We start from the raw sequence: 19,713 nt of genomic DNA, 5'->3' as shown, positions 1-19,713 counted from the left end.
TGCGGCTACTGTGCAGCCCCGCGAAGGGCCGCGCAGCGGCACTGACAGGCTAAATCAAGGAATCGACAACGCCTTCACGCGCTTCCCAGGCCGCCCGCACAGGCGCGAAGGAACGCCGATGAATGGGCGTCGGCCCAAGCCGCGCCAGGGCCTCAAGGTGCACCGGCGTCGGGTAGCCCTTGTGCCCACCGATGCCATAACCGGGGTAGATCAGCTCGAACGCGCTCATCTCCCGGTCACGTGTCACCTTGGCCAGGATCGACGCCGCCGCGATCGCCGGCACCTGGCTATCGCCCTTGATCACCGGCGCCGCAGGCACTGCGAGTTTCGGGCAACGGTTGCCGTCGATCAGTGCCAGCTTGGGCGTAACGTGCAGGCCCTCGACCGCGCGCTGCATCGCCAGCATGGTGGCCTGAAGGATGTTCAGGCGGTCGATTTCGTCGACCTCGGCGCGGGCAATGCAAAAGCTCAGTGCCTTTTCGCAGATTTCGTCGAACAACGCTTCGCGCTTGGCTTCGGTGAGCTTCTTCGAATCATTCAGGCCCAGAATCGGCCGTGCCGGATCGAGGATCACGGCAGCGGTGACCACCGCCCCGCACAGCGGGCCACGGCCGACTTCATCGACACCGGCGACCAGGTCTTCGACCAGGTTGAAATCCAGTCCTATTTGCATGTCAGCGGTCCTTGAGCAAAGCCAGCACCGCCTCGGCCGCCTGGTTTGAGGCGTCCCGGCGCAGGGTGCGGTGAATCTCGTCGAAACGTTCGGTCTGCTGGCTGCCGTCGGCCACCAAGGGGGCCAAGGTCTGCGCCAGGGCTTCGCTGGTGGCGTCATCCTGCAGCAGCTCAGGCACAAGCGCACGCTGGGCCAGCAGGTTGGGCAACGACACGTAGGGGCTTTTCACCAGGCGCTTGAGAATCCAGTAGGTCAGCGGCGCCAGGCGGTAGGCCACCACCATGGGCCGCTTGTACAGCAGGGCCTCCAGGGTGGCGGTACCTGACGCAATCAGCACCGCATCACAGGCCGCCAAGGCCTGGTGCGACTGGCCGTCGAGCAGGGTCAGCGGCAGCTCGCGCCCTTCGAGCATCTGCTCGACCTGGGCACGCCGCGCGGCATTGGCACACGGCAGCACGAAGCGCACACCTGGCACCCGCTCGCGCAAGCGCTCGGCCGCATCGAGGAACAGCGCCCCCAGGCGCCCGACCTCACCGCCACGGCTGCCTGGCATCAATGCAACCACAGGGCCATGGCCCAGGCCAAGCTCACTGCGCGCCGCCTGCCGATCCGCTTCGAGGGGGATGGTGTCGGCCAGCGGGTGGCCGACAAAGCGCACCGGCACACCCTGCTCTTCGTAGAACCGCGCCTCAAACGGCAGCAGTGTCAGCATCAGGTCGCAGCCTTCACGGATCTTCAGCACGCGCTTCTGCCGCCAGGCCCACACGGAAGGGCTGACGTAGTGCACGGTCTTGATGCCGGCCTGACGCAATTTCAATTCGATATTGAGGGTGAAATCCGGGGCGTCGATGCCGATAAACACATCGGGCTTTTCGGCGATCAGCGTCTGGATCAGCAGTTTACGGCGCTTGAGCAGCTCGCGCAGGCGCCCCAGCACTTCGACCAGGCCCATCACGGCCAGGCGTTCCATGGGGAAGTAGGACTGCAGGCCTTCGGCTTCCATCAAGGGGCCGCCAACGCCGATGAACCGTACGTCGGGATGGCGGGCCTTGAGGGCGCGCATCAAGCCGGAACCGAGAATATCGCCGCTGGCCTCACCCGCGACCAGGGCTACGCAAAGCTGGGCCATGTCAGCGCGTGATGCCGCGTGCGGAATTAAGGATCGACTGACGGAACAGCTCGACCTCGGGGTGCTGGGCTGCCGGCTCGTCCAGCGCCTTGATTGCATCTTCGACGGTCAGGCCCTGGCGATAGACGATCTTGTAGCAACGCCGCAGGGTATGAATGACCTCGTCGCTGAAACCCCGGCGGCGCATGCCTTCGAAGTTCATGCTTCGGGCTTCGGCCGGGCTGCCGAACACCGTGACGAAGGCCGGCACGTCCTTACCGATCGCCGTACCCATGCCAGAAAACGCATGAGCACCGATATGGCAGTACTGGTGCACCAGGGTGTACCCGGACAGAATCGCCCAGTCGCCGACGTGCACATGCCCGGCCAACGCGGTGTTGTTCACCAGAATGCAATGATTGCCGATGACACTGTCGTGACCGATGTGCGCATAGGCCATGATCAGGTTGTGATCGCCCAGGGTGGTTTCGGCACGGTCCTGAACGGTACCGCGGTGAATGGTCACGCCCTCGCGGATCACATTGTGATCGCCAATCACCAGACGGGTCGGCTCACCCTTGTACTTGAGGTCAGGGGTGTCTTCGCCGATCGAGGAAAACTGGTAGATACGGTTGTGCTTGCCGATACGGGTCGGCCCTTTGAGCACCACATGCGGGCCAATGATGGTGCCCTCCCCGATTTCGACATCGGGGCCTACGATCGACCACGGGCCCACCTCGACACCATCGGCCAGCTTGGCCGATGGGTCGATGATGGCCCGTGGATCAATCGAATTCATAGGGAGCGTTCCGCGCAGGTGATCTGTGCCGAGCATACAGGCTTGCCGTCGACCAGGGCGCGGCATTCGAATTTCCAGATCATGCTCTTGCGGCTGAGGAACTTGGCTTCCAGCACAAGCTGGTCACCCGGCAATACCGGCTGACGGAAACGCAGTTTGTCGGAACCGACAAAGTAGTACAGGGTGCCATCAGCCGGCTTGGCATCAAGCATCTTGAAACCGAGAATACCGGCCGCCTGGGCCATGGCCTCGATGATCAGAACGCCCGGCATGATCGGGTGGGCCGGGAAATGGCCATTGAAGAACGGCTCGTTGATGCTGACATTCTTGTAGGCACGAATGCTCTGGGCCTCGAAGTCCAGATCCGTCACGCGGTCCACCAGCAGGAACGGGTAACGGTGAGGCAGGTATTCGCGAATCTCGTTGATGTCCATCATTTCGGGGGGAAGCCTGTAATAAGAATAGGGAGCGCAGGTGCTGACCACGCGCTCCTTTTGCAGTCCAAAGAGGAGCCAGCTAGCGTCTGTTCACTCTTGCTCAGGGAATGGTATCAGCCTTCTGATGCCGGCTGGCCACCTGAGGTCACGGTATCGATGCGCTTTTCCACCTGCTGGAGACGCTTGGCCATGTCGTCCAGGTGGCGGATACGCGCGGCGCTCTTGCGCCAGTCAGCCAATGGCTGCATGGCTGTGCCGGAAGAATAGGCACCCGGTTCGGTGATCGATCGGGTCACCATGGTCATGCCAGACACGAAAACGTTATCACAGACGTCAATATGGCCCACCATGCCGACACCGCCAGCAATGGTGCAGTGCTTACCGATGCGCGTGCTGCCGGAAATGCCAACACAGGCAGCCATGGCCGTGTGCTCGCCGATCTGGACGTTATGGGCGATCTGGATCTGGTTGTCGAGTTTGACCCCGTCGGCAATGCGCGTGTCAGACAGCGCACCACGGTCAATGGCTGTATTGACGCCGATTTCCACATCATCACCGATGGTCACGCCGCCAATCTGGGCAATCTTGCGCCACACGCCCTTCTCGTTGGCGAAGCCGAAGCCTTCGCCACCGATCACCGCACCCGACTGGATGACGACACGCTTGCCGATGGTCACGTCATGGTACAGGGTGACCCGTGGCGCCAGCCAACCACCCTCGCCGATGACGCAGCGGGCACCGACCACGCAATGAGCACCGATGCTGACATTGGCCGCAATCCGCGCACCGCTCTCGACGACCGCAAACGGGCCGATGCTGGCACTGGCATCCACCTGCGCATCTTCAGCTACCACGGCGCTGGGATGAACTCCCGCCACAGCCTTGGGCTTGGGATCGAACAGATGGGAAATGCGTGCATAGGCCAGGTACGGATCAGCGACGATCAGTGCGTTGCCGGCAAAGCCTTCAGCATCCGCAGCCTTCAGCAGTACCGCTGCCGCCTGGCTGTTATCCAGGAATTTGCGGTACTGCGGGTTGGCGAGGAAGCTCAATTGACCGGGCCCGGCCTCCTGCAAGGTGGCCAGCCCGGTAATCTGCAGCGCCTCGGGCCCCTTGAGGGTGGCCCCGAGGGCTTCGGCCAGCTGGCCAAGCGTCATGGTCAAGGTCATATCAACGGGCTTGGTTCATGCGCTCGATGACTTGGCGGGTGATGTCGTACTGAGGTTTGACATCGATGACCGCGCCACGCTCAAGGACCAGGTCGAAACCGCCCTTCTTGATCACTTCCTCGACAGCGCCGTCCAGCTTGGGCTTGAGCTGCTTGAGCATGTCGCGATCAGCAACGGCCTTGGCTTCGTTCAGTTCCTTGGACTGGAACTGGAAGTCGCGGGCCTTTTGCTTGAACTCGAGCTCCAGGCGCTCACGCTCCTGCTGCTGCATCTTGTCGCCGCCTTTGATCAGGCGGTCCTGGATGCCCTTGGCGCTGCTTTCCAGGCTCTTGAGCTTGGTCAGTTGCGGGCCGAATTTTTTCTCGGCATCGACCGCGTACTTCTTGGCGGCATCCGATTCAAGCAGGGCCATCTGATAGTTCAGGACGGCAACCTTCATTTCGGCGAAAGCCGGGGTGGCGACCAGCGCCGCGGCCAAGATGGCCAGTTGAGTCAACTTACGCACGATGCACTCCTGGATAAACCGTTGTCGTTATGCAAGGGCCGACCTTAGAAGGTCTGGCCCAGAGAGAATTGGAACACCTGGGTATCGGCGTCGTCCGGTTTCTTGATCGGCATCGCCAGGCTGAAGCTCAACGGGCCCAGCGCAGTAATCCAGGTCACACCCAGGCCCACGGAGCTGGCCATGTCCGAGAAACCGACCTTGGCGCAATCAGGCTTGGAACCGCAATTGGTGTCGAACACGTTACCCACGTCCCAGAACACGGAAGTGCGCAGCGAACGTTGGTCTTTGACGAACGGCAGCGGGAACAGCAGTTCTACACCACCCTGGACCAGCACGTTGCCACCGAACGGCAGCGGGTCCTGATCCGGGTCTTCGATAGTGCCCGGGTTGGTACCCTTACTCGGCGTGCTGCGCGGGCCCAGGCTGCTGTCCTTGAAACCACGGACGGAGTTGAAGCCACCCGCGTAGTAGTTCTCGTAGAACGGCAGGCCGGAAGTGCCACCGAAACCATCACCATAGCCCAGTTCAGTGTGCAGGCGCAGGGTGTAGTCGTTATTGATCGGCTTGAACAGCTGGCCACGGTAGTCGAGCTTGTAGAACGACAGGTCGCTGCCCGGAATGGTGGATTCCAGGGTCAAACTTTGGGAGTGACCACGGGTAGCCAACACGCCTTTGTTCAAGGTCGACTCGGACCAGCCGATCGACGCTTTGAAGTTGAGGAAGCTATCGCCCTCTTCTTCGAGGAAATTGAAGATCTCGTCAACGGTGTATTTGCCGGTCTTGATCTTGTCCTGCTGCACGCTAAGGCCGTAGGTCAGGCGCGAGGTCTCGCTGATCGGGTAACCCAGGCTGACGCCGGCGCCAAGGCTGTCGACCGCATAGCTGGCAACGTCGACATCGAGGTCGTCGTAGTCGGTGCTGCGGTAGAAGGCGTTGTAGCCCAGGCTGACGCCGTCGGCAGTGAAGTAGGGGTCGACGAAGCCGAAGTTGTATCGGGTCTGGTACTCGGAACGGGTCAGGCCGATGGACACCTTGTTACCGGTACCCAGGAAGTTGCTCTGGCTGATCGAGCCGCCGAGGATCAGGCCGGCGCTCTGGGCGAAACCGACGCTGGCGGTGATCGAGCCGGAGGCTTGTTCTTCGACGCTGTAGTTGACGTCGACCTGGTCATCGGTGCCAGGCACCGGTGGCGTTTCGACGTTGACTTCCTTGAAGAAGCCCAGACGCTCAAGACGGGTCTTGGACTGGTCGATCAGGTAGGTCGAAGCCCAGCCGCCTTCCATCTGGCGCATCTCGCGACGCAGCACTTCGTCTTCGGTCTTGGTGTTGCCGCGGTAGTTGATGCGGTTGACGTAGGCACGCTTGCCCGGGTCGACCACGAACATGATATCGACGGTGTGGTCTTCATCGTTGGGCTGCGGCACGCCGTTGACGTTGGCGAAGGTATAGCCTTCGTTACCCAGGCGACGGGTGATCAGCTCGGACGTGGTGGTCATCACCTTGCGCGAGAATACCTGGCCCGGCTGCACCAGCAGCAGCGACTTGACCTGGTCTTCAGGGACCTTGAGGTCACCGGAGAGCTTCACGTCACGGACGGTGTACTTCTCGCCTTCGTTGATGTTGACGGTGATGTAGACGTGCTTCTTGTCTGGCGTGATGGACACCTGGGTAGAGGCGATATCCATGTTGATGTAGCCGCGGTCCAGGTAGTAGGAACGCAGACGCTCCAGGTCACCGGACAGTTTTTCACGGGCGTACTTGTCGTCGTTCTTGAAGAACGACAGCCAGTTGGTAGTTTTCAGCTCGAACAGCTGCGACAGCTCTTCGTCGTCGAAGACGTTGTTGCCCACCACGTTGATGTGCTGGATGGCGGCGACGGTGCCTTCGTTGATCTTGATTTTCAGCGCGACGCGGTTGCGCGGCTGCGGCACGACTTCGGCGTCGACCTCGGCCGAGTAGCGGCCTTGGGCCACGTACTGGCGCTGCAGCTCGTTACGCACACCTTCGAGGGTGGCGCGCTGGAAGATTTCACCTTCGGCCAGGCCCGACTGCTTCAGGCCCTTCATCAGGTCTTCGGTGCTGATCGCCTTGTTGCCTTCGATCTCGATGCTCGACACCGACGGGCGCTCGACCACGTTGATGATCAGGACATTGCCATCGCGGTTCAGCTGGATGTCCTGGAAGAAACCGGTCTTGAACAGGGAACGGGTCGAGTCCACGAGGCGCCGATCGTCGGCCTGGTCGCCCACGTTCAGGGGCAAGGCACCGAAGACGCTGCCGGCGGATACCCGCTGCAGGCCGTTGACACGAATATCGGAGATGGTGAAGGACTCGGCGTGAACTTCAGCGATCATCAGTGCGGAGAGGACCGCAGTTAGCAGCAGACGTTTCATGAAGTCCTTTTATTCCAACTGGCAATAAACAACCCGCCGCGAAAAGACGGCGGGTTCGCAATTGAGCGAAGCTTTTAAAGTCGACCCAGATCGTTGATCAGGGCGAGCAACATCACCCCTATGACCAAACTGATACCGATCTGGACCCCCCAACCTTGTACCCGGTCCGACAGCGGACGACCGCGCGCCCACTCAACCAGGTAAAACAGCAAATGCCCCCCATCCAGTACTGGAATGGGCAGCAGGTTAAGAACCCCCAGGCTTATGCTCAGGTAGGCCAGGAAATTCAGGAAATCCCCCACGCCGGACTGGGCTGAAGCGCCCGCCACTTTAGCAATGGTTATCGGTCCGCTCAAGTTTTTTACCGAGAGCTCTCCGAACAGCATTTTCTTCAGCGACTCGAGGGTCAGGACACTCATGGTCCAGGTGCGCGACAAGCCCTCGCCTACCGCTTCCAGCGGGCCATAACTGACTTCGCGAAGCATGTTGGCAGGCCATTCGCCACCTTTTACCCCTGCCCCCAGGTAGCCGCCCGAGGCCTTGCCCTCACCCCGCTGCGCCAGGGTTACCGGCACATCCAGGGCAGCGCCGTCGCGCTCGACACGTACCACCACCTTGGCATGCGGGCGGGCGCGTACGGCATCGACCACCTGCTGCCATTCGGAGACGACCGCACCGTCGATGGCCAGCAACTTGTCACCCGTCTTCAGGCCCGCCGCTGCGGCCGGCCCTTTCGATTCGATTTCGGCCAACACCGGCACGATCACCGGGCGCCAGGGGCGCAAGCCCAGGGACTGGATAGGGTCCGGTTCGTCAGCGCCTTTCAGCCAGTGGTCCAGCTTGATCTGCAGTTGACGCTCGGCGCTGGCGCCTTCATCGCGCACGCCCACCTGCAGGGTGCCGCTCTCGCCCAGGCGGCGCACCAGTTGCAGGTTGACCGCTGACCAACCGCTGGTCGGTTTGCCATCGATGGATACGATTTCCTGACCGGCGGCCAGGCCTGCCGAGGCTGCCAGGCTGTCTACCTCGACCCCACCGATGACCGGGCGGATCTGCTGGGTGCCGAGCATGGCCAGCAGCCAGAAGAACACGATGGCCAAGAGGAAATTGGCAATCGGCCCTGCTGCGACGATGGCAATGCGCTGACGCACGGTTTTGCGGTTGAACGACTGGTCGGCCAGCGCAGGCGGTACATCGCCTTCGCGCTCATCGAGCATCTTGACGTAGCCACCCAGCGGGATCGCTGCCACCACGAACTCGGTACCCTGCCGATCATGCCAGCGCAGCAGCGGCGTGCCGAAGCCTACCGAAAAACGCAGCACCTTGACGCCGCAGCGTCGGGCCACCCAGAAGTGGCCGAATTCGTGAAACGTGACCAGAACACCCAACGCCACCAGGGTGCCGACAATCATGTAGAGCGCAGTCATATCTTTCTCCAGATGACGTTCAGCAGAACGACGTTTCGCACAAGCCCTGGCAGGCCTGCATCAGTGACCGTGACGCCTCAACCACTCGCGGGACAACTCCCGGGCACGCTGGTCGGCGGCAAATACCGCGTCCAACGATGCCAGTGGCACTACGGGCTCCTGATCGAGCACCTGTTCGATCATACCCGCGATCTCCGGGAAGCGGATACGCCGCTGCAGAAATGCCTCGACCGCCACTTCATTGGCCGCGTTGAGCACTGCGGGCGCGCTGTTGCCGGCCTCGGCAGCCTGCCGCGCCAGGCGCAGGCAAGGGAAGCGCTGTTCGTCAGGGGCCTGGAAATCCAGACGCGCGATGGCGAACAAGTCCAGCGGGGCAACCCCGGAATCAATACGCTCTGGCCAGGCCAGCGCGTTGGCGATAGGCGTGCGCATGTCGGGGTTACCCAACTGGGCGAGGACCGAACCGTCCACGTAATCCACCAGCGAGTGGATCACGCTCTGCGGGTGCACCACCACCTCGACCTTGGCGGGCGAGGCATCGAACAACCAGCACGCCTCGATCAACTCCAGGCCCTTGTTCATCATACTGGCCGAATCCACGGAAATCTTGCGACCCATGGACCAGTTGGGATGGGCACAGGCCTGTTCCGGAGTGACATCGGCGAGCGCCGCATGCGGTGTTTCGCGGAACGGGCCGCCCGACGCGGTGAGCAGGATGCGGCGCACACCCACCTGGCTCAGGCCACGGGCATAGTCACCCGGCAGGCACTGGAAGATCGCATTGTGCTCGCTGTCGATCGGCAACAGCACGGCACCACTGCGCCGCACCGCCTCCATGAACAGCGCGCCAGACATCACCAGCGCCTCCTTGTTGGCCAGCAGCACCTTCTTGCCCGCCTCGACGGCCGCCAAGGTCGGTCGCAGCCCGGCCGCGCCCACGATTGCCGCCATGACCGCATCCACTTCCGCCGCCGCAGCCACCTGGCACAGCCCCGCCTCGCCTTCCAGCACCTGCGTGGCACAACCCGCTGCCGCCAGGCCGTCACGTAAACGTGCAGCCCCCTCGGCACTTGGCACCACCGCAAACTCGGGACGATGGCGCACGCACAACGCCAGCAGCTCATCGATGCGCGAGTAACCGCTCAATGCGAAAACCGAGTAACGCTCGGGGTGACGCGCGATCACATCCAGCGTGCTCAGGCCAATGGAGCCTGTGGCGCCAAGCACGGTGATGCGTTGCACCGCACTCACATCACACCCCATTCGGCAGCCCACAGCAGCACCGCAAACAGCGGGATGGCTGCGGTCAGGCTGTCGATGCGGTCAAGTACGCCACCATGGCCGGGCAGCAGGTTACTGCTGTCCTTGATGCCGGAACGGCGCTTGAACATACTTTCGGTCAGGTCACCGATCACCGAGGCCATGACCACCAGCGCGGCGCCCAGCAGACCCAGCAAAATCTGGCCGATGCCCCAGTCGCGGCTGATACCGACTGCCAGGGTGATGACCAGGCTGACGGCCAGGCCGCCATAGACGCCTTCCCAGCTCTTGCCCGGGCTGACCTGCGGCGCCAGCTTGCGCTTGCCGAAGGCCCGACCGGAGAAATAGGCACCGATGTCGGCGGCCCATACCAGCACCATCACCGACAGGATCAGCCAGTTGCCCAGCGGCCAGTGCTTGAGCAGCACCAGGCCCTGCCACGCCGGTAGCAATACCAGCAGGCCGATCAGCAGGCGACAGGCCGCACTCGCCCACAGTTCGCTGCTGCGCGGGTAGGTCAGCACCAGCCAGGTAGCCAGTGCCCACCAGATCACCGACGCACCGAGCACCCAGGGCGCCAGGTCAGGCATCAGGTGCAGCAGCATCAGCGCACCGCCGACGACGGCGGCATAGGCAATGCGCAGCGGCTGGGCCATCAAACCGGCTAGGCGCGCCCACTCCCAGGCCCCGAGGGTGACCACGAAGCCGATGAACAGGGCGAAATCCCCACCATTGAGCAGGAAGAAGCCACCCAGCGCGACCGGCAACAGGATCAGCGCGGTAATGATGCGTTGTTTAAGCATTAAGCACGAGCTCCAGCCTCGACCTGCTCGCTGGTCTTACCGAAGCGGCGCTGGCGCGAAGCGAAATCGGCCAGGGCATTGCGCATGGCCTCGTGTTTGAAGTCCGGCCAGTACAGGTCGGAGAAATACAGCTCGGCATAGGCCAGCTGCCACAGCAGGAAATTGCTGATGCGCCGCTCGCCGCCGGTACGGATACACAAGTCGGGCAGCGGCAACTCGCCCGTGGACAGGCAGGTTTGCAGCAGACCCGGCGTAATGTCGTCCGGGCGCAGATGGCCGGCCTGTACTTCCCGCGCCAGGCGCTGGGCAGCCTGGGCAATGTCCCACTGGCCGCCGTAGTTGGCCGCGATCTGCAGGATGAAGCGCTTGTTGCCGGCGGTCAGCGCTTCGGCCTCACGCATGGCAGCCTGCAGCTCGGGATGGAAGCGTGAGCGATCGCCGATGATGCGCAAGCAGATGTTGTTCTCGTTGAGGCGGCGAGCCTCACGGCGCAGGGCCGAGAAGAACAACTCCATCAGCGCACCAACCTCTTCGGCGGGGCGTTGCCAGTTCTCGCTGGAGAAGGCGAACAGGGTCAGGACCTCGACCCCCGATTCGGCACAGACTTCGATGACCGCGCGAACGGCATCGACGCCAGCCTTGTGCCCGGCAACACCGGGCAACAGGCGCTTCTTCGCCCAACGGTTGTTGCCATCCATGATGATCGCGACGTGTCGCGGCACCGAGGACGGCGCCGCTGGCTTGGTCTTTTCCATTAAAAAACCTCGGCCTTAAACGGCCAACAGGTCCTTTTCCTTGGCTTTGAACGCCGCGTCGATGTCAGCGACGAACTTGTCGGTGAGCTTCTGGATCTCGTCAGCAGCGCGACGTTCTTCGTCTTCGCTGATTTCCTTGTCCTTGGTCAGCTTCTTCAGGTCGGCGAGGGCATCGCGGCGCACGTTACGCACGGCAACCTTGGCATCTTCGGCAACGCCGCTGGCCTGCTTGGTGTAACCCTTGCGGGTTTCCTCGGTCAGGGCCGGCATCGGTACGCGGATGGTGGTACCGGCGCTGGACGGGTTCAGGCCCAGGTCGGAAGTCAGGATGGCTTTTTCAATGGCTGCGCTGAGGTTCTTGTCGTGGGCGACAATTTTCAGGGTGCGGGCGTCTTCGACGGAAATCGCAGCCACCTGGTTCAGCGGCATCTCGCTACCCCAGGCAGTCACCTTGACGCTGTCCAGGATGCTTGGGTGGGCGCGACCGGTGCGGATAGCTGCCAGGTGGCGACCCAGCGCCTCGATGGACTTGCCCATGCGGTCCTGGGCGTCTTTCTTGATAGCGTTGATCATTTTTGAACTTCCTCGATCAGAGTTCCTTCCGCGCCGCCATGCACGATGTTCAGCAAGGCGCCGGGTTTGTTCATGTTGAAGACGCGCAACGGCATCTTGTGGTCGCGGCACAGACAGATTGCCGTCAGATCCATCACACCCAGCTTGCGATCCAGCACTTCATCGTAGGTCAGATGATCGAACTTCTCGGCATGCGGGTCCTTGAATGGATCTGCAGTGTATACACCATCGACCTTGGTTGCCTTCAATACCACGTCGGCATCGATTTCGATGGCGCGCAGGCAAGCGGCGGAGTCGGTGGTAAAGAACGGGTTGCCGGTACCGGCAGCGAAGATCACGACCTCTTTGGCATTGAGGTGGCGCATGGCTTTGCGGCGATCATAGTGATCGGTTACGCCAACCATGGAAATGGCCGACATGACGATGGCGGTAATGTTTGCCCGCTCCAGCGCGTCGCGCATGGCCAGGGCGTTCATCACGGTCGCCAGCATGCCCATGTGGTCACCGGTGACGCGATCCATGCCGGCTGCACTGAGCGCCGCACCACGGAACAGGTTGCCACCGCCGATTACCAGACCTACCTGAACACCGATGCCGACCAGCTGGCCGACCTCCAGCGCCATGCGATCCAGGACCTTGGGGTCGATCCCGAACTCTTCCGAGCCCATCAGGGCCTCGCCGCTAAGTTTGAGTAGAATGCGTTTATAGCGAGCCTGATAACCACTGCCCTGCTGAGCCATTGCGAATCTCTCCTGCGGCGTTTGTAAAATTCTGCGGGCTGTTTGAGCCTGCGTGTAACTCTAACGTGACGCAGCGACTGCGTCAGCGAGGAACGGTTCTGAAAACCACTCCCGCTTTGACAAAGAGGCTGCGCGCGTGAGCGGGCAGCCTCTTTGGGGCGACAGACGGGTCTGTCTTACTGCTTGGCAGCAGCCAGCTGAGCAGCAACTTCTTCAGCGAAGTTGTCGACCGGCTTCTCGATGCCTTCGCCTACTTTGAAGTAGGTGAAGGAAACGATTTCAGCGCCGGCTTTCTTGGCCAGTTCGCCGACTTTGATTTCCGGGTTCATGACGAAGGCCTGTTCAACCAGGCTGGCTTCGGCCAGGAACTTGGAAATACGGCCTTTGATCATGTTCTCGACGATGTTCTCAGGCTTGCCTTTGATCTTGTCTTCGTTCAGTTGCAGGAAGACCGCCTTCTCACGCTCGATAGCCTCAGCCGAGACTTCCGATGGCAGCAGGAACTCTGGGTTGCTGGCAGCCACGTGCATGGCGATTTCTTTGGCCAGTTGAACGTCGCCGCCCTTCAGCACAACAGCAACACCGATCTTGTTGCCGTGCAGGTAGGTACCGACAACGTCACCTTCAACGCGCACCAGGCGACGGATGTTGACGTTCTCGCCAACCTTGGCAACCAGGGCTTCGCGAGCCGCTTCACGGGAAGCGATCAGCGGAGCGGCATCGGTCAGCTTCTCGGCGAAGGCTTGCTCGACGCTTTCAGCAACGAAGTTCTTGAAGTCGTCTTGCAGGGCCAGGAAGTCGGTCTGCGAGTTCACTTCCAGCAGAACGGCGGACTTTTCGTCGGCCTTGATGGCGATAGCGCCTTCAGCAGCAACGTTGCCAGCCTTTTTGGCAGCCTTGATGGCGCCGGAGGCACGCATGTCGTCAATGGCTTTTTCGATGTCGCCGCCGGCCTTGGTCAGCGCCTTCTTGCAATCCATCATGCCTTCGCCGGTACGCTCGCGCAGTTCTTTGACCAGCGCCGCAGTAATCTCTGCCATTTCAAAATCCTCTTGGAAAGTTTTTCAACCATTCCACCCGCTCGTCACGGGCGTTCAATTCTGCAAATCCGCTGTTTTCGTCTCAGCAGGCCCATAGTGCGGGGCCGTTGCTGACAGCAGGATTTCAAGGTGGCAAAAAGGGGGCAGAGCCCCCTTTTTGCGTGCCAAGTAGACGCCAGGCGTCAATTACTCAGCAGCAGGTGCAGCCGCTTCTTCAGCGTAGACTTCGGTGCCGCCAGCAACGTTGTTGCGGCCGCGGATGATGGCGTCAGCCATCGAAGTCATGTACAGCTCGATAGCGCGAATGGCGTCATCGTTACCTGGGATGATGTAGTCAACACCTTCCGGGCTGCTGTTGGTATCGACAACGCCGATAACCGGGATGCCCAGCTTGTTGGCTTCGGTGATAGCAATGCGCTCGTGGTCAACGTCGATCACGAACAGGGCATCAGGCAGGCCGCCCATGTCCTTGATACCACCCAGGCTGCGGTCCAGCTTTTCCAGATCGCGCGAACGCATCAGGGCTTCTTTCTTGGTCAGCTTGGCAAAGGTGCCATCTTCGGCCTGAGTTTCCAGGTCGCGCAGACGCTTGATCGAAGCACGGATGGTTTTGTAGTTGGTCAGCATGCCGCCCAACCAGCGGTGGTCAACGTATGGCGAACCGGCACGAGCAGCTTGCTCGGCGACGATCTTGCCGGCGGAACGCTTGGTGCCGACGAACATGATCTTGTTCTTGCCCTGGGCCAGGCGCTCTACGAAGGCCAGAGCCTCGTTGAACATCGGCAGGGTTTTTTCCAGGTTGATGATGTGGATCTTGTTACGCGCGCCGAAAATGTACTTGCCCATTTTCGGGTTCCAGTAACGGGTCTGGTGACCGAAGTGCACACCGGCCTTCAGCATATCGCGCATGTTGACTTGGGACATGATAGTTCCTTGGTAAGTCGGGTTGGGCCTCCACGCATCCCAATGACCAACCCGCAAATTCTGCAATTCGGGGCACCCAGGTCATCGTGTCGACACGTGTGTGGGTTTAAGGCTAACGGGGTCTACCCCGAAAGCGGCGCATTTTATACCACAGACCGCGAGCGAACGGAACCCGAATACTGTTGCGTCCGTCAGCGGCTTTTGCAGCACCCAGGCTTTCAGGCCAGAATGCCCTCTATAGACAGCAGCTTGGCCGCCTTTATCCCGACCGATTGCCGCCCTGCTCTGCTAGAATCCGGCCTTTCCCGTTTGTTCGCGCCGTGCACGGCGCCGTAGAGAGCCTGTAATGACCGTCACCATCAAGACCGCAGAAGACATCGAGAAGATGCGCATCGCCGGCCGCCTGGCCGCCGACGTGCTGGAAATGATCGAAGCGCACGTCAAGCCCGGTGTCACCACCGAAGAACTGGACCGCCTGTGCCACGACTACATCGTCAACGTCCAGCAGGCCATCCCGGCGCCGCTCAACTACAAGGGCTACCCCAAGTCGATCTGCACCTCGATCAACCATGTGGTCTGCCACGGCATCCCCAACGACAAGCCACTAAAGGACGGTGACACGCTGAACATCGACGTCACCGTGATCAAGGACGGCTATCACGGCGACACCAGCCGCATGTTCCACGTCGGCAAGGTACCCGTGTGGGCCGAGCGCCTGTCCCAGGTCACCCAGGAATGCATGTACAAGGCCATCGAACTGGTCAAGCCTGGCTGCCGCCTGGGCGACATCGGCGAAGTGATCCAGAAGCACGCTGAAAAGAACGGTTTCTCGGTGGTGCGCGAATTCTGTGGCCATGGCATCGGCAAGGTGTTCCACGAAGAACCGCAAATTCTTCACTACGGCCGCGCCGGCACCGGCATGGAACTCAAAGAAGGCATGACCTTCACCATCGAGCCGATGATCAACCAGGGCAAGGCCGACACCAAGGTGCTGGGCGACGGCTGGACCGCCATCACCAAGGACCGCAAGCTCTCGGCCCAGTGGGAGCACACCCTGGTGGTGACCGCTACCGGCTACGAGATCTTTACCCTGCGCAAGGACGACACCATCGCGCGCACCTCGGCCTGAGTCCGCGCCAGGCACCCCACGACAGGAACGCGACGCAATGCCCCAGGTGGATCCCGAGCTGTTCGACCGCGGCCAGTTCCAGGCGGAACTGGCCCTCAAGGCGAGCCCTATCACCGCCTTCAAGAAAGCCATCCGCCAGGCTGGCGAGGTGCTCGACAAGCGTTTTCGCGATGGCCGCGAGATCCGCCGGCTGATCGAGGACCGCGCCTGGCTCGTCGACAACATCCTGCAGCAGGCCTGGAACCAGTTCGACTGGGGCGACCAGCACGGTATCGCCCTGGTCGCAGTGGGCGGCTACGGGCGCGGTGAACTGCACCCGCATTCGGACATCGACCTGCTGATCCTGCTGGGCGCCGCCGAGCACGAGCAGTACCGCGAGGCCATCGAGCGCTTCCTTACCCTGCTGTGGGACATCGGCCTGGAAGTGGGCCAGAGCGTGCGCACCGTCGACGAATGTGCCGAACAGGCGCGTGCGGACCTCACGGTCATCACCAACATGATGGAAAGCCGCACGATTGCCGGCCCCGAAGCGTTGCGCCAGCGCATGCTCGAAGTTACCAGCACCGAGCACATGTGGCCGAGCAAGGAGTTCTTCCTGGCCAAGCGTGCCGAGCTCAAGGCCCGCCACCACAAGTACAACGACACCGAGTACAACCTTGAGCCCAACGTCAAGGGTTCACCCGGTGGCCTGCGCGACATCCAGACCGTGCTGTGGGTGGCCCGCCGCCAATACGGCACCCTGAACCTGCACGCACTGGCAGGCGAAGGCTTCTTGCTGGAAAGCGAGAACGAACTGCTGGCCTCGTCCCAGGATTTCCTGTGGAAAGTGCGCTATGCCCTGCACATGCTGGCCGGGCGCGCCGAAGACCGCTTGCTGTTCGATCACCAGCGCAGCATCGCCGCGCTGCTGGGCTACAGCGACGAAAACCCCAAGCGCGCGATTGAACAGTTCATGCAGCAGTACTACCGGGTGGTGATGAGCATCAGCCAGTTGTGCGACCTGATCATCCAGCACTTCGAGGAAGTCATCCTCGCCGACGAGGACAGTGGCACTACTCAGCCGCTGAATGCGCGCTTCCGCCTGCACGACGGCTATATAGAAGCGACCAAGCCGAACGTGTTCAAGCGCACGCCATTCGCCATGCTGGAAATTTTCGTGCTGATGGCCCAGCACCCGGAGATCAAAGGGGTACGTGCCGACACCGTGCGCCTGCTGCGCGAACACCGCCACCTGATCGACGAAACGTTCCGCCACGATATCCGCAACACCAGCCTGTTCATCGAGCTGTTCAAGTGCGAGATCGGCATCCACCGCAACCTGCGGCGGATGAACCGCTACGGCATTCTTGGCCGCTACCTGCCGGAGTTCGGCCTGATCGTCGGGCAGATGCAGCATGACCTGTTCCACATTTATACGGTCGATGCGCACACGCTCAACCTGATCAAGCACCTGCGCAAACTGCAGTACACGCCGGTTTCCGAAAAATTCCCGCTGGCCAGCAAGCTCATGGGCCGCCTGCCCAAACCCGAGCTTATCTACCTGGCCGGGCTTTACCACGACATCGGCAAGGGCCGCCAGGGTGACCATTCGGAGCTGGGCGCGGTGGACGCGCAAGCGTTCTGCGAGCGCCACCAGTTGCCCGCCTGGGACAGCCGCCTGATCGTCTGGCTGGTGCTGAACCACCTGGTGATGTCCACCACCGCCCAGCGCAAGGACCTGTCCGACCCGCAGGTGATCAACGATTTCGCCTTGCACGTGGGTGACGAAACCCGCCTGGACTACCTCTACGTGCTGACCGTGGCCGACATCAACGCCACCAACCCGAGCCTGTGGAACTCCTGGCGTGCCAGCCTGCTGCGCCAGCTCTACACCGAAACCAAGCGCGCGCTGCGCCGTGGGTTGGAAAACCCGCTGGACCGTGAAGAGCAGATTCGCCAGACCCAGAGCGCGGCACTGGACATCCTGATCCGCGAGGGCACCGACCCGGACGACGTGGAGCAGCTCTGGTCACAGCTGGGTGACGACTACTTCCTCAAGCACACCGCTGCCGACGTGGCCTGGCACAGTGACGCCATCCTCCAGCAGCCCGCTGACGGTGGGCCACTGGTGCTGATCAAGGAAACCACCTCGCGCGAGTTCGAGGGCGGCACGCAGATCTTCATCTATGCCCCCGACCAACACGACTTCTTCGCCGTGACCGTGGCGGCCATGTCGCAGCTCAACCTGAACATCCATGACGCGCGGATCATCACCTCGAGCAGCCAGTTCACCCTCGACACCTATATCGTGCTCGACAACGACGGTGGCTCGATCGGCGACAACCCGCAGCGGGTCAAACAGATTCGCGACGGCCTGACCGAAGCGCTGCGCAACCCCGAGGACTATCCGACGATCATTCAGCGCCGGGTGCCGCGCCAGCTCAAGCACTTCAACTTCCCGCCGCAGGTCACTATCCTCAACGATGCCCAGCGGCCGGTGACCATCCTCGAGATCACCGCCCCCGACCGCCCGGGCCTGCTGGCCAGGATCGGGCGCATCTTCCTGGAGTTTGATCTGTCGCTGCAGAACGCCAAGATCGCCACCCTTGGCGAGCGCGTGGAAGACGTGTTCTTCATCACCGACGCCGACAACCAGCCGCTGTCCGACCCGCAGCTGTGCAGCCGCCTGCAGGAGGCTATCGTGCAGCAGCTGCAGGCCGGCCAGGCGAGCGATGCCAGCCCTACCCGCGTGACCTTTTAACGATTGACGAGACCTTGCGCCGATGAACCATGCCCTGACCCAGCTTCAGCCCTACCCGTTCGAGAAACTCCGTGCCCTGCTGGGCAGCGTAAAGCCTGCGGCGGACAAACGCGCCATCGCCCTGTCGATCGGCGAGCCCAAGCACGCCTCGCCAGCGTTCGTCGCCCAGGCCATGACCGACAACCTCGACAAGCTGGCGGTGTACCCCAGCACCCTCGGCCTGCCAGCCTTGCGCCAGGCCATCGGCCAGTGGTGCGAACGTCGTTTCGGCGTGCCGGCCGGCTGGCTGGATGCCGACCGCCACATCCTGCCGGTCAACGGCACCCGTGAAGCGCTGTTCGCCTTCACCCAGGCCGTGGTCAACCGCGCCGATGATGGCCTGGTGGTCAGCCCGAACCCGTTCTACCAGATCTACGAAGGCGCGGCCCTGCTGGCAGGTGCCACCCCGCATTACCTGCCGTGCCTTGAAAACAACGGCTTCAACCCGGACTTCGATGCCGTGCCAGCGGATGTCTGGCAGCGTTGCCAGATCCTGTTCCTGTGCTCGCCGGGCAACCCCACTGGCGCGCTGGTGCCGATGGACACCCTGAAGAAACTGATCGCTTTGGCCGACGAGCACGATTTCGTGATTGCCGCCGACGAGTGCTACAGCGAGCTGTACTTCGACGAAGACGCGCCACCCCCGGGCCTGCTCAGCGCCTGCGCCGAGCTTGGCCGCAGCGACTTCAAGCGTTGCGTGGTGTTCCACAGCCTGTCCAAGCGCTCCAACCTGCCTGGCCTGCGCTCGGGCTTCGTGGCAGGTGATGCCGAAATCATCAAACCCTTCCTGCTGTACCGCACCTACCACGGCTGCGCCATGCCCGTGCAAACCCAGCTGGCCAGCATCGCGGCCTGGCAGGATGAGGCGCATGTGCGCGACAACCGTGACCAGTACCGGGCCAAGTACGCTGCCGTGCTGGATATCCTGCAGCCGGTGATGGATGTGCAGCGGCCCGATGGCAGCTTCTACCTGTGGGCCAAGGTACCGGGCTGCGATGCTGCGTTCACCCGCGACCTGTTCGAAGCCGAGCATGTGACCGTGGTACCCGGGTCGTACCTGTCGCGTGAAGTGGATGGCGTCAACCCAGGCGCTGGCCGGGTCCGCATGGCGCTGGTTGCGCCGTTGGCCGAATGCATCGAGGCGGCTGAGCGAATTCGCGCGTTCCTGCAGAATCGCTGATTGAGCTGAAGGGGGCGCT

At 62.0% G+C, this 19,713-nt stretch carries 18 protein-coding genes; 3 read left to right on the top strand and 15 right to left on the bottom strand.

From position 1 onward, the window contains the following. Positions 1-49 precede the first annotated feature (49 nt). The 15 genes from rnhB to rpsB form a co-directional block, all read right to left on the bottom strand. The gene (gene rnhB, locus HU766_RS05935; RefSeq protein ID WP_033700872.1) at positions 50-673 is read right to left on the bottom strand and encodes a ribonuclease HII; all 624 of its coding nucleotides are present in this window, start codon (positions 671-673) and stop codon (positions 50-52) included. Position 674: 1 nt separating this feature from the next. Then, a complete protein-coding gene (gene lpxB / locus HU766_RS05930) occupies positions 675-1,802 on the bottom strand; it encodes a lipid-A-disaccharide synthase (RefSeq protein WP_047581622.1) in 1,128 nt (375 codons plus the stop codon). Position 1,803: 1 nt separating this feature from the next. Beyond that, positions 1,804-2,580: an acyl-ACP--UDP-N-acetylglucosamine O-acyltransferase gene (gene lpxA, locus HU766_RS05925; RefSeq protein ID WP_033700874.1), complete on the bottom strand. Its 777-nt coding sequence runs from the start codon at positions 2,578-2,580 to the stop codon at positions 1,804-1,806. Then, positions 2,577-3,017, bottom strand: a complete 441-nt coding sequence (gene fabZ, locus HU766_RS05920; protein WP_008094893.1) for a 3-hydroxyacyl-ACP dehydratase FabZ — start codon at positions 3,015-3,017, stop codon at positions 2,577-2,579. The genes lpxA and fabZ overlap by 4 nt, the downstream gene beginning before the upstream one ends. A gap of 113 nt (positions 3,018-3,130) precedes the next feature. Then, positions 3,131-4,186 carry a UDP-3-O-(3-hydroxymyristoyl)glucosamine N-acyltransferase gene (gene lpxD / locus HU766_RS05915; RefSeq protein ID WP_033700876.1) on the bottom strand — a complete coding sequence of 352 codons (1,056 nt, stop codon included), beginning with the start codon at positions 4,184-4,186 and terminating at the stop codon, positions 3,131-3,133. Between the two features lies 1 nt (position 4,187). Then, complete coding sequence (locus HU766_RS05910; RefSeq protein ID WP_027595800.1) at positions 4,188-4,691, bottom strand: OmpH family outer membrane protein; 504 nt, start codon at positions 4,689-4,691, stop codon at positions 4,188-4,190. Between the two features lie 44 nt (positions 4,692-4,735). Then, a complete protein-coding gene (gene bamA / locus HU766_RS05905; RefSeq protein WP_186654487.1) occupies positions 4,736-7,084 on the bottom strand; it encodes an outer membrane protein assembly factor BamA in 2,349 nt (782 codons plus the stop codon). Between the two features lie 74 nt (positions 7,085-7,158). Continuing rightward, positions 7,159-8,511: an RIP metalloprotease RseP gene (gene rseP, locus HU766_RS05900; protein ID WP_186654485.1), complete on the bottom strand. Its 1,353-nt coding sequence runs from the start codon at positions 8,509-8,511 to the stop codon at positions 7,159-7,161. A 60-nt stretch (positions 8,512-8,571) separates the two neighbouring features. Further along, positions 8,572-9,762, bottom strand: a complete 1,191-nt coding sequence (gene ispC, locus HU766_RS05895) for a 1-deoxy-D-xylulose-5-phosphate reductoisomerase (protein ID WP_033700880.1) — start codon at positions 9,760-9,762, stop codon at positions 8,572-8,574. Next, a complete protein-coding gene (locus tag HU766_RS05890) occupies positions 9,759-10,574 on the bottom strand; it encodes a phosphatidate cytidylyltransferase (RefSeq protein WP_186654483.1) in 816 nt (271 codons plus the stop codon). The genes ispC and HU766_RS05890 overlap by 4 nt, the downstream gene beginning before the upstream one ends. Next, on the bottom strand, positions 10,574-11,329 hold the full coding sequence (gene uppS / locus HU766_RS05885) for a polyprenyl diphosphate synthase (RefSeq protein ID WP_186654481.1): 756 nt from the start codon (positions 11,327-11,329) through the stop codon (positions 10,574-10,576). Before uppS ends, HU766_RS05890 begins: the two co-directional genes overlap by 1 nt. A gap of 15 nt (positions 11,330-11,344) precedes the next feature. After that, positions 11,345-11,902 (bottom strand): ribosome recycling factor, encoded by a 558-nt coding sequence (frr, locus tag HU766_RS05880; protein ID WP_186654479.1) that lies wholly within the window; start codon positions 11,900-11,902, stop codon positions 11,345-11,347. Next, positions 11,899-12,642, bottom strand: coding sequence for a UMP kinase (pyrH, locus tag HU766_RS05875; protein ID WP_016392310.1), 744 nt, complete (start codon positions 12,640-12,642; stop codon positions 11,899-11,901). The genes frr and pyrH overlap by 4 nt, the downstream gene beginning before the upstream one ends. Positions 12,643-12,818: 176 nt before the next feature. Further along, positions 12,819-13,682, bottom strand: coding sequence for a translation elongation factor Ts (gene tsf / locus HU766_RS05870; RefSeq protein ID WP_033700885.1), 864 nt, complete (start codon positions 13,680-13,682; stop codon positions 12,819-12,821). A 186-nt stretch (positions 13,683-13,868) separates the two neighbouring features. After that, positions 13,869-14,606, bottom strand: a complete 738-nt coding sequence (gene rpsB, locus HU766_RS05865; protein ID WP_027595792.1) for a 30S ribosomal protein S2 — start codon at positions 14,604-14,606, stop codon at positions 13,869-13,871. A gap of 346 nt (positions 14,607-14,952) precedes the next feature. Between rpsB and map the strand changes: the two genes are divergently transcribed. The 3 genes from map to dapC are packed head-to-tail and all read left to right on the top strand — an operon-like array spanning position 14,953 to position 19,694. Continuing rightward, on the top strand, positions 14,953-15,735 hold the full coding sequence (gene map / locus HU766_RS05860; protein ID WP_033700886.1) for a type I methionyl aminopeptidase: 783 nt from the start codon (positions 14,953-14,955) through the stop codon (positions 15,733-15,735). Positions 15,736-15,772: 37 nt separating this feature from the next. Then, positions 15,773-18,475, top strand: coding sequence for a [protein-PII] uridylyltransferase (locus tag HU766_RS05855; protein ID WP_033700887.1), 2,703 nt, complete (start codon positions 15,773-15,775; stop codon positions 18,473-18,475). A gap of 22 nt (positions 18,476-18,497) precedes the next feature. Then, a complete protein-coding gene (gene dapC / locus HU766_RS05850) occupies positions 18,498-19,694 on the top strand; it encodes a succinyldiaminopimelate transaminase (protein WP_033700888.1) in 1,197 nt (398 codons plus the stop codon). Positions 19,695-19,713: the final 19 nt, after the last annotated feature.

Source organism: Pseudomonas sp. SWRI77, from assembly GCF_014269105.1.
In the GTDB taxonomy this organism is placed as follows: Bacteria; Pseudomonadota; Gammaproteobacteria; order Pseudomonadales; family Pseudomonadaceae; genus Aquipseudomonas; species Aquipseudomonas capeferrum.
The sequence above is the reverse complement of the archived record's forward strand: the minus strand, read 5'-3'. Positions and strand labels throughout refer to the sequence as shown.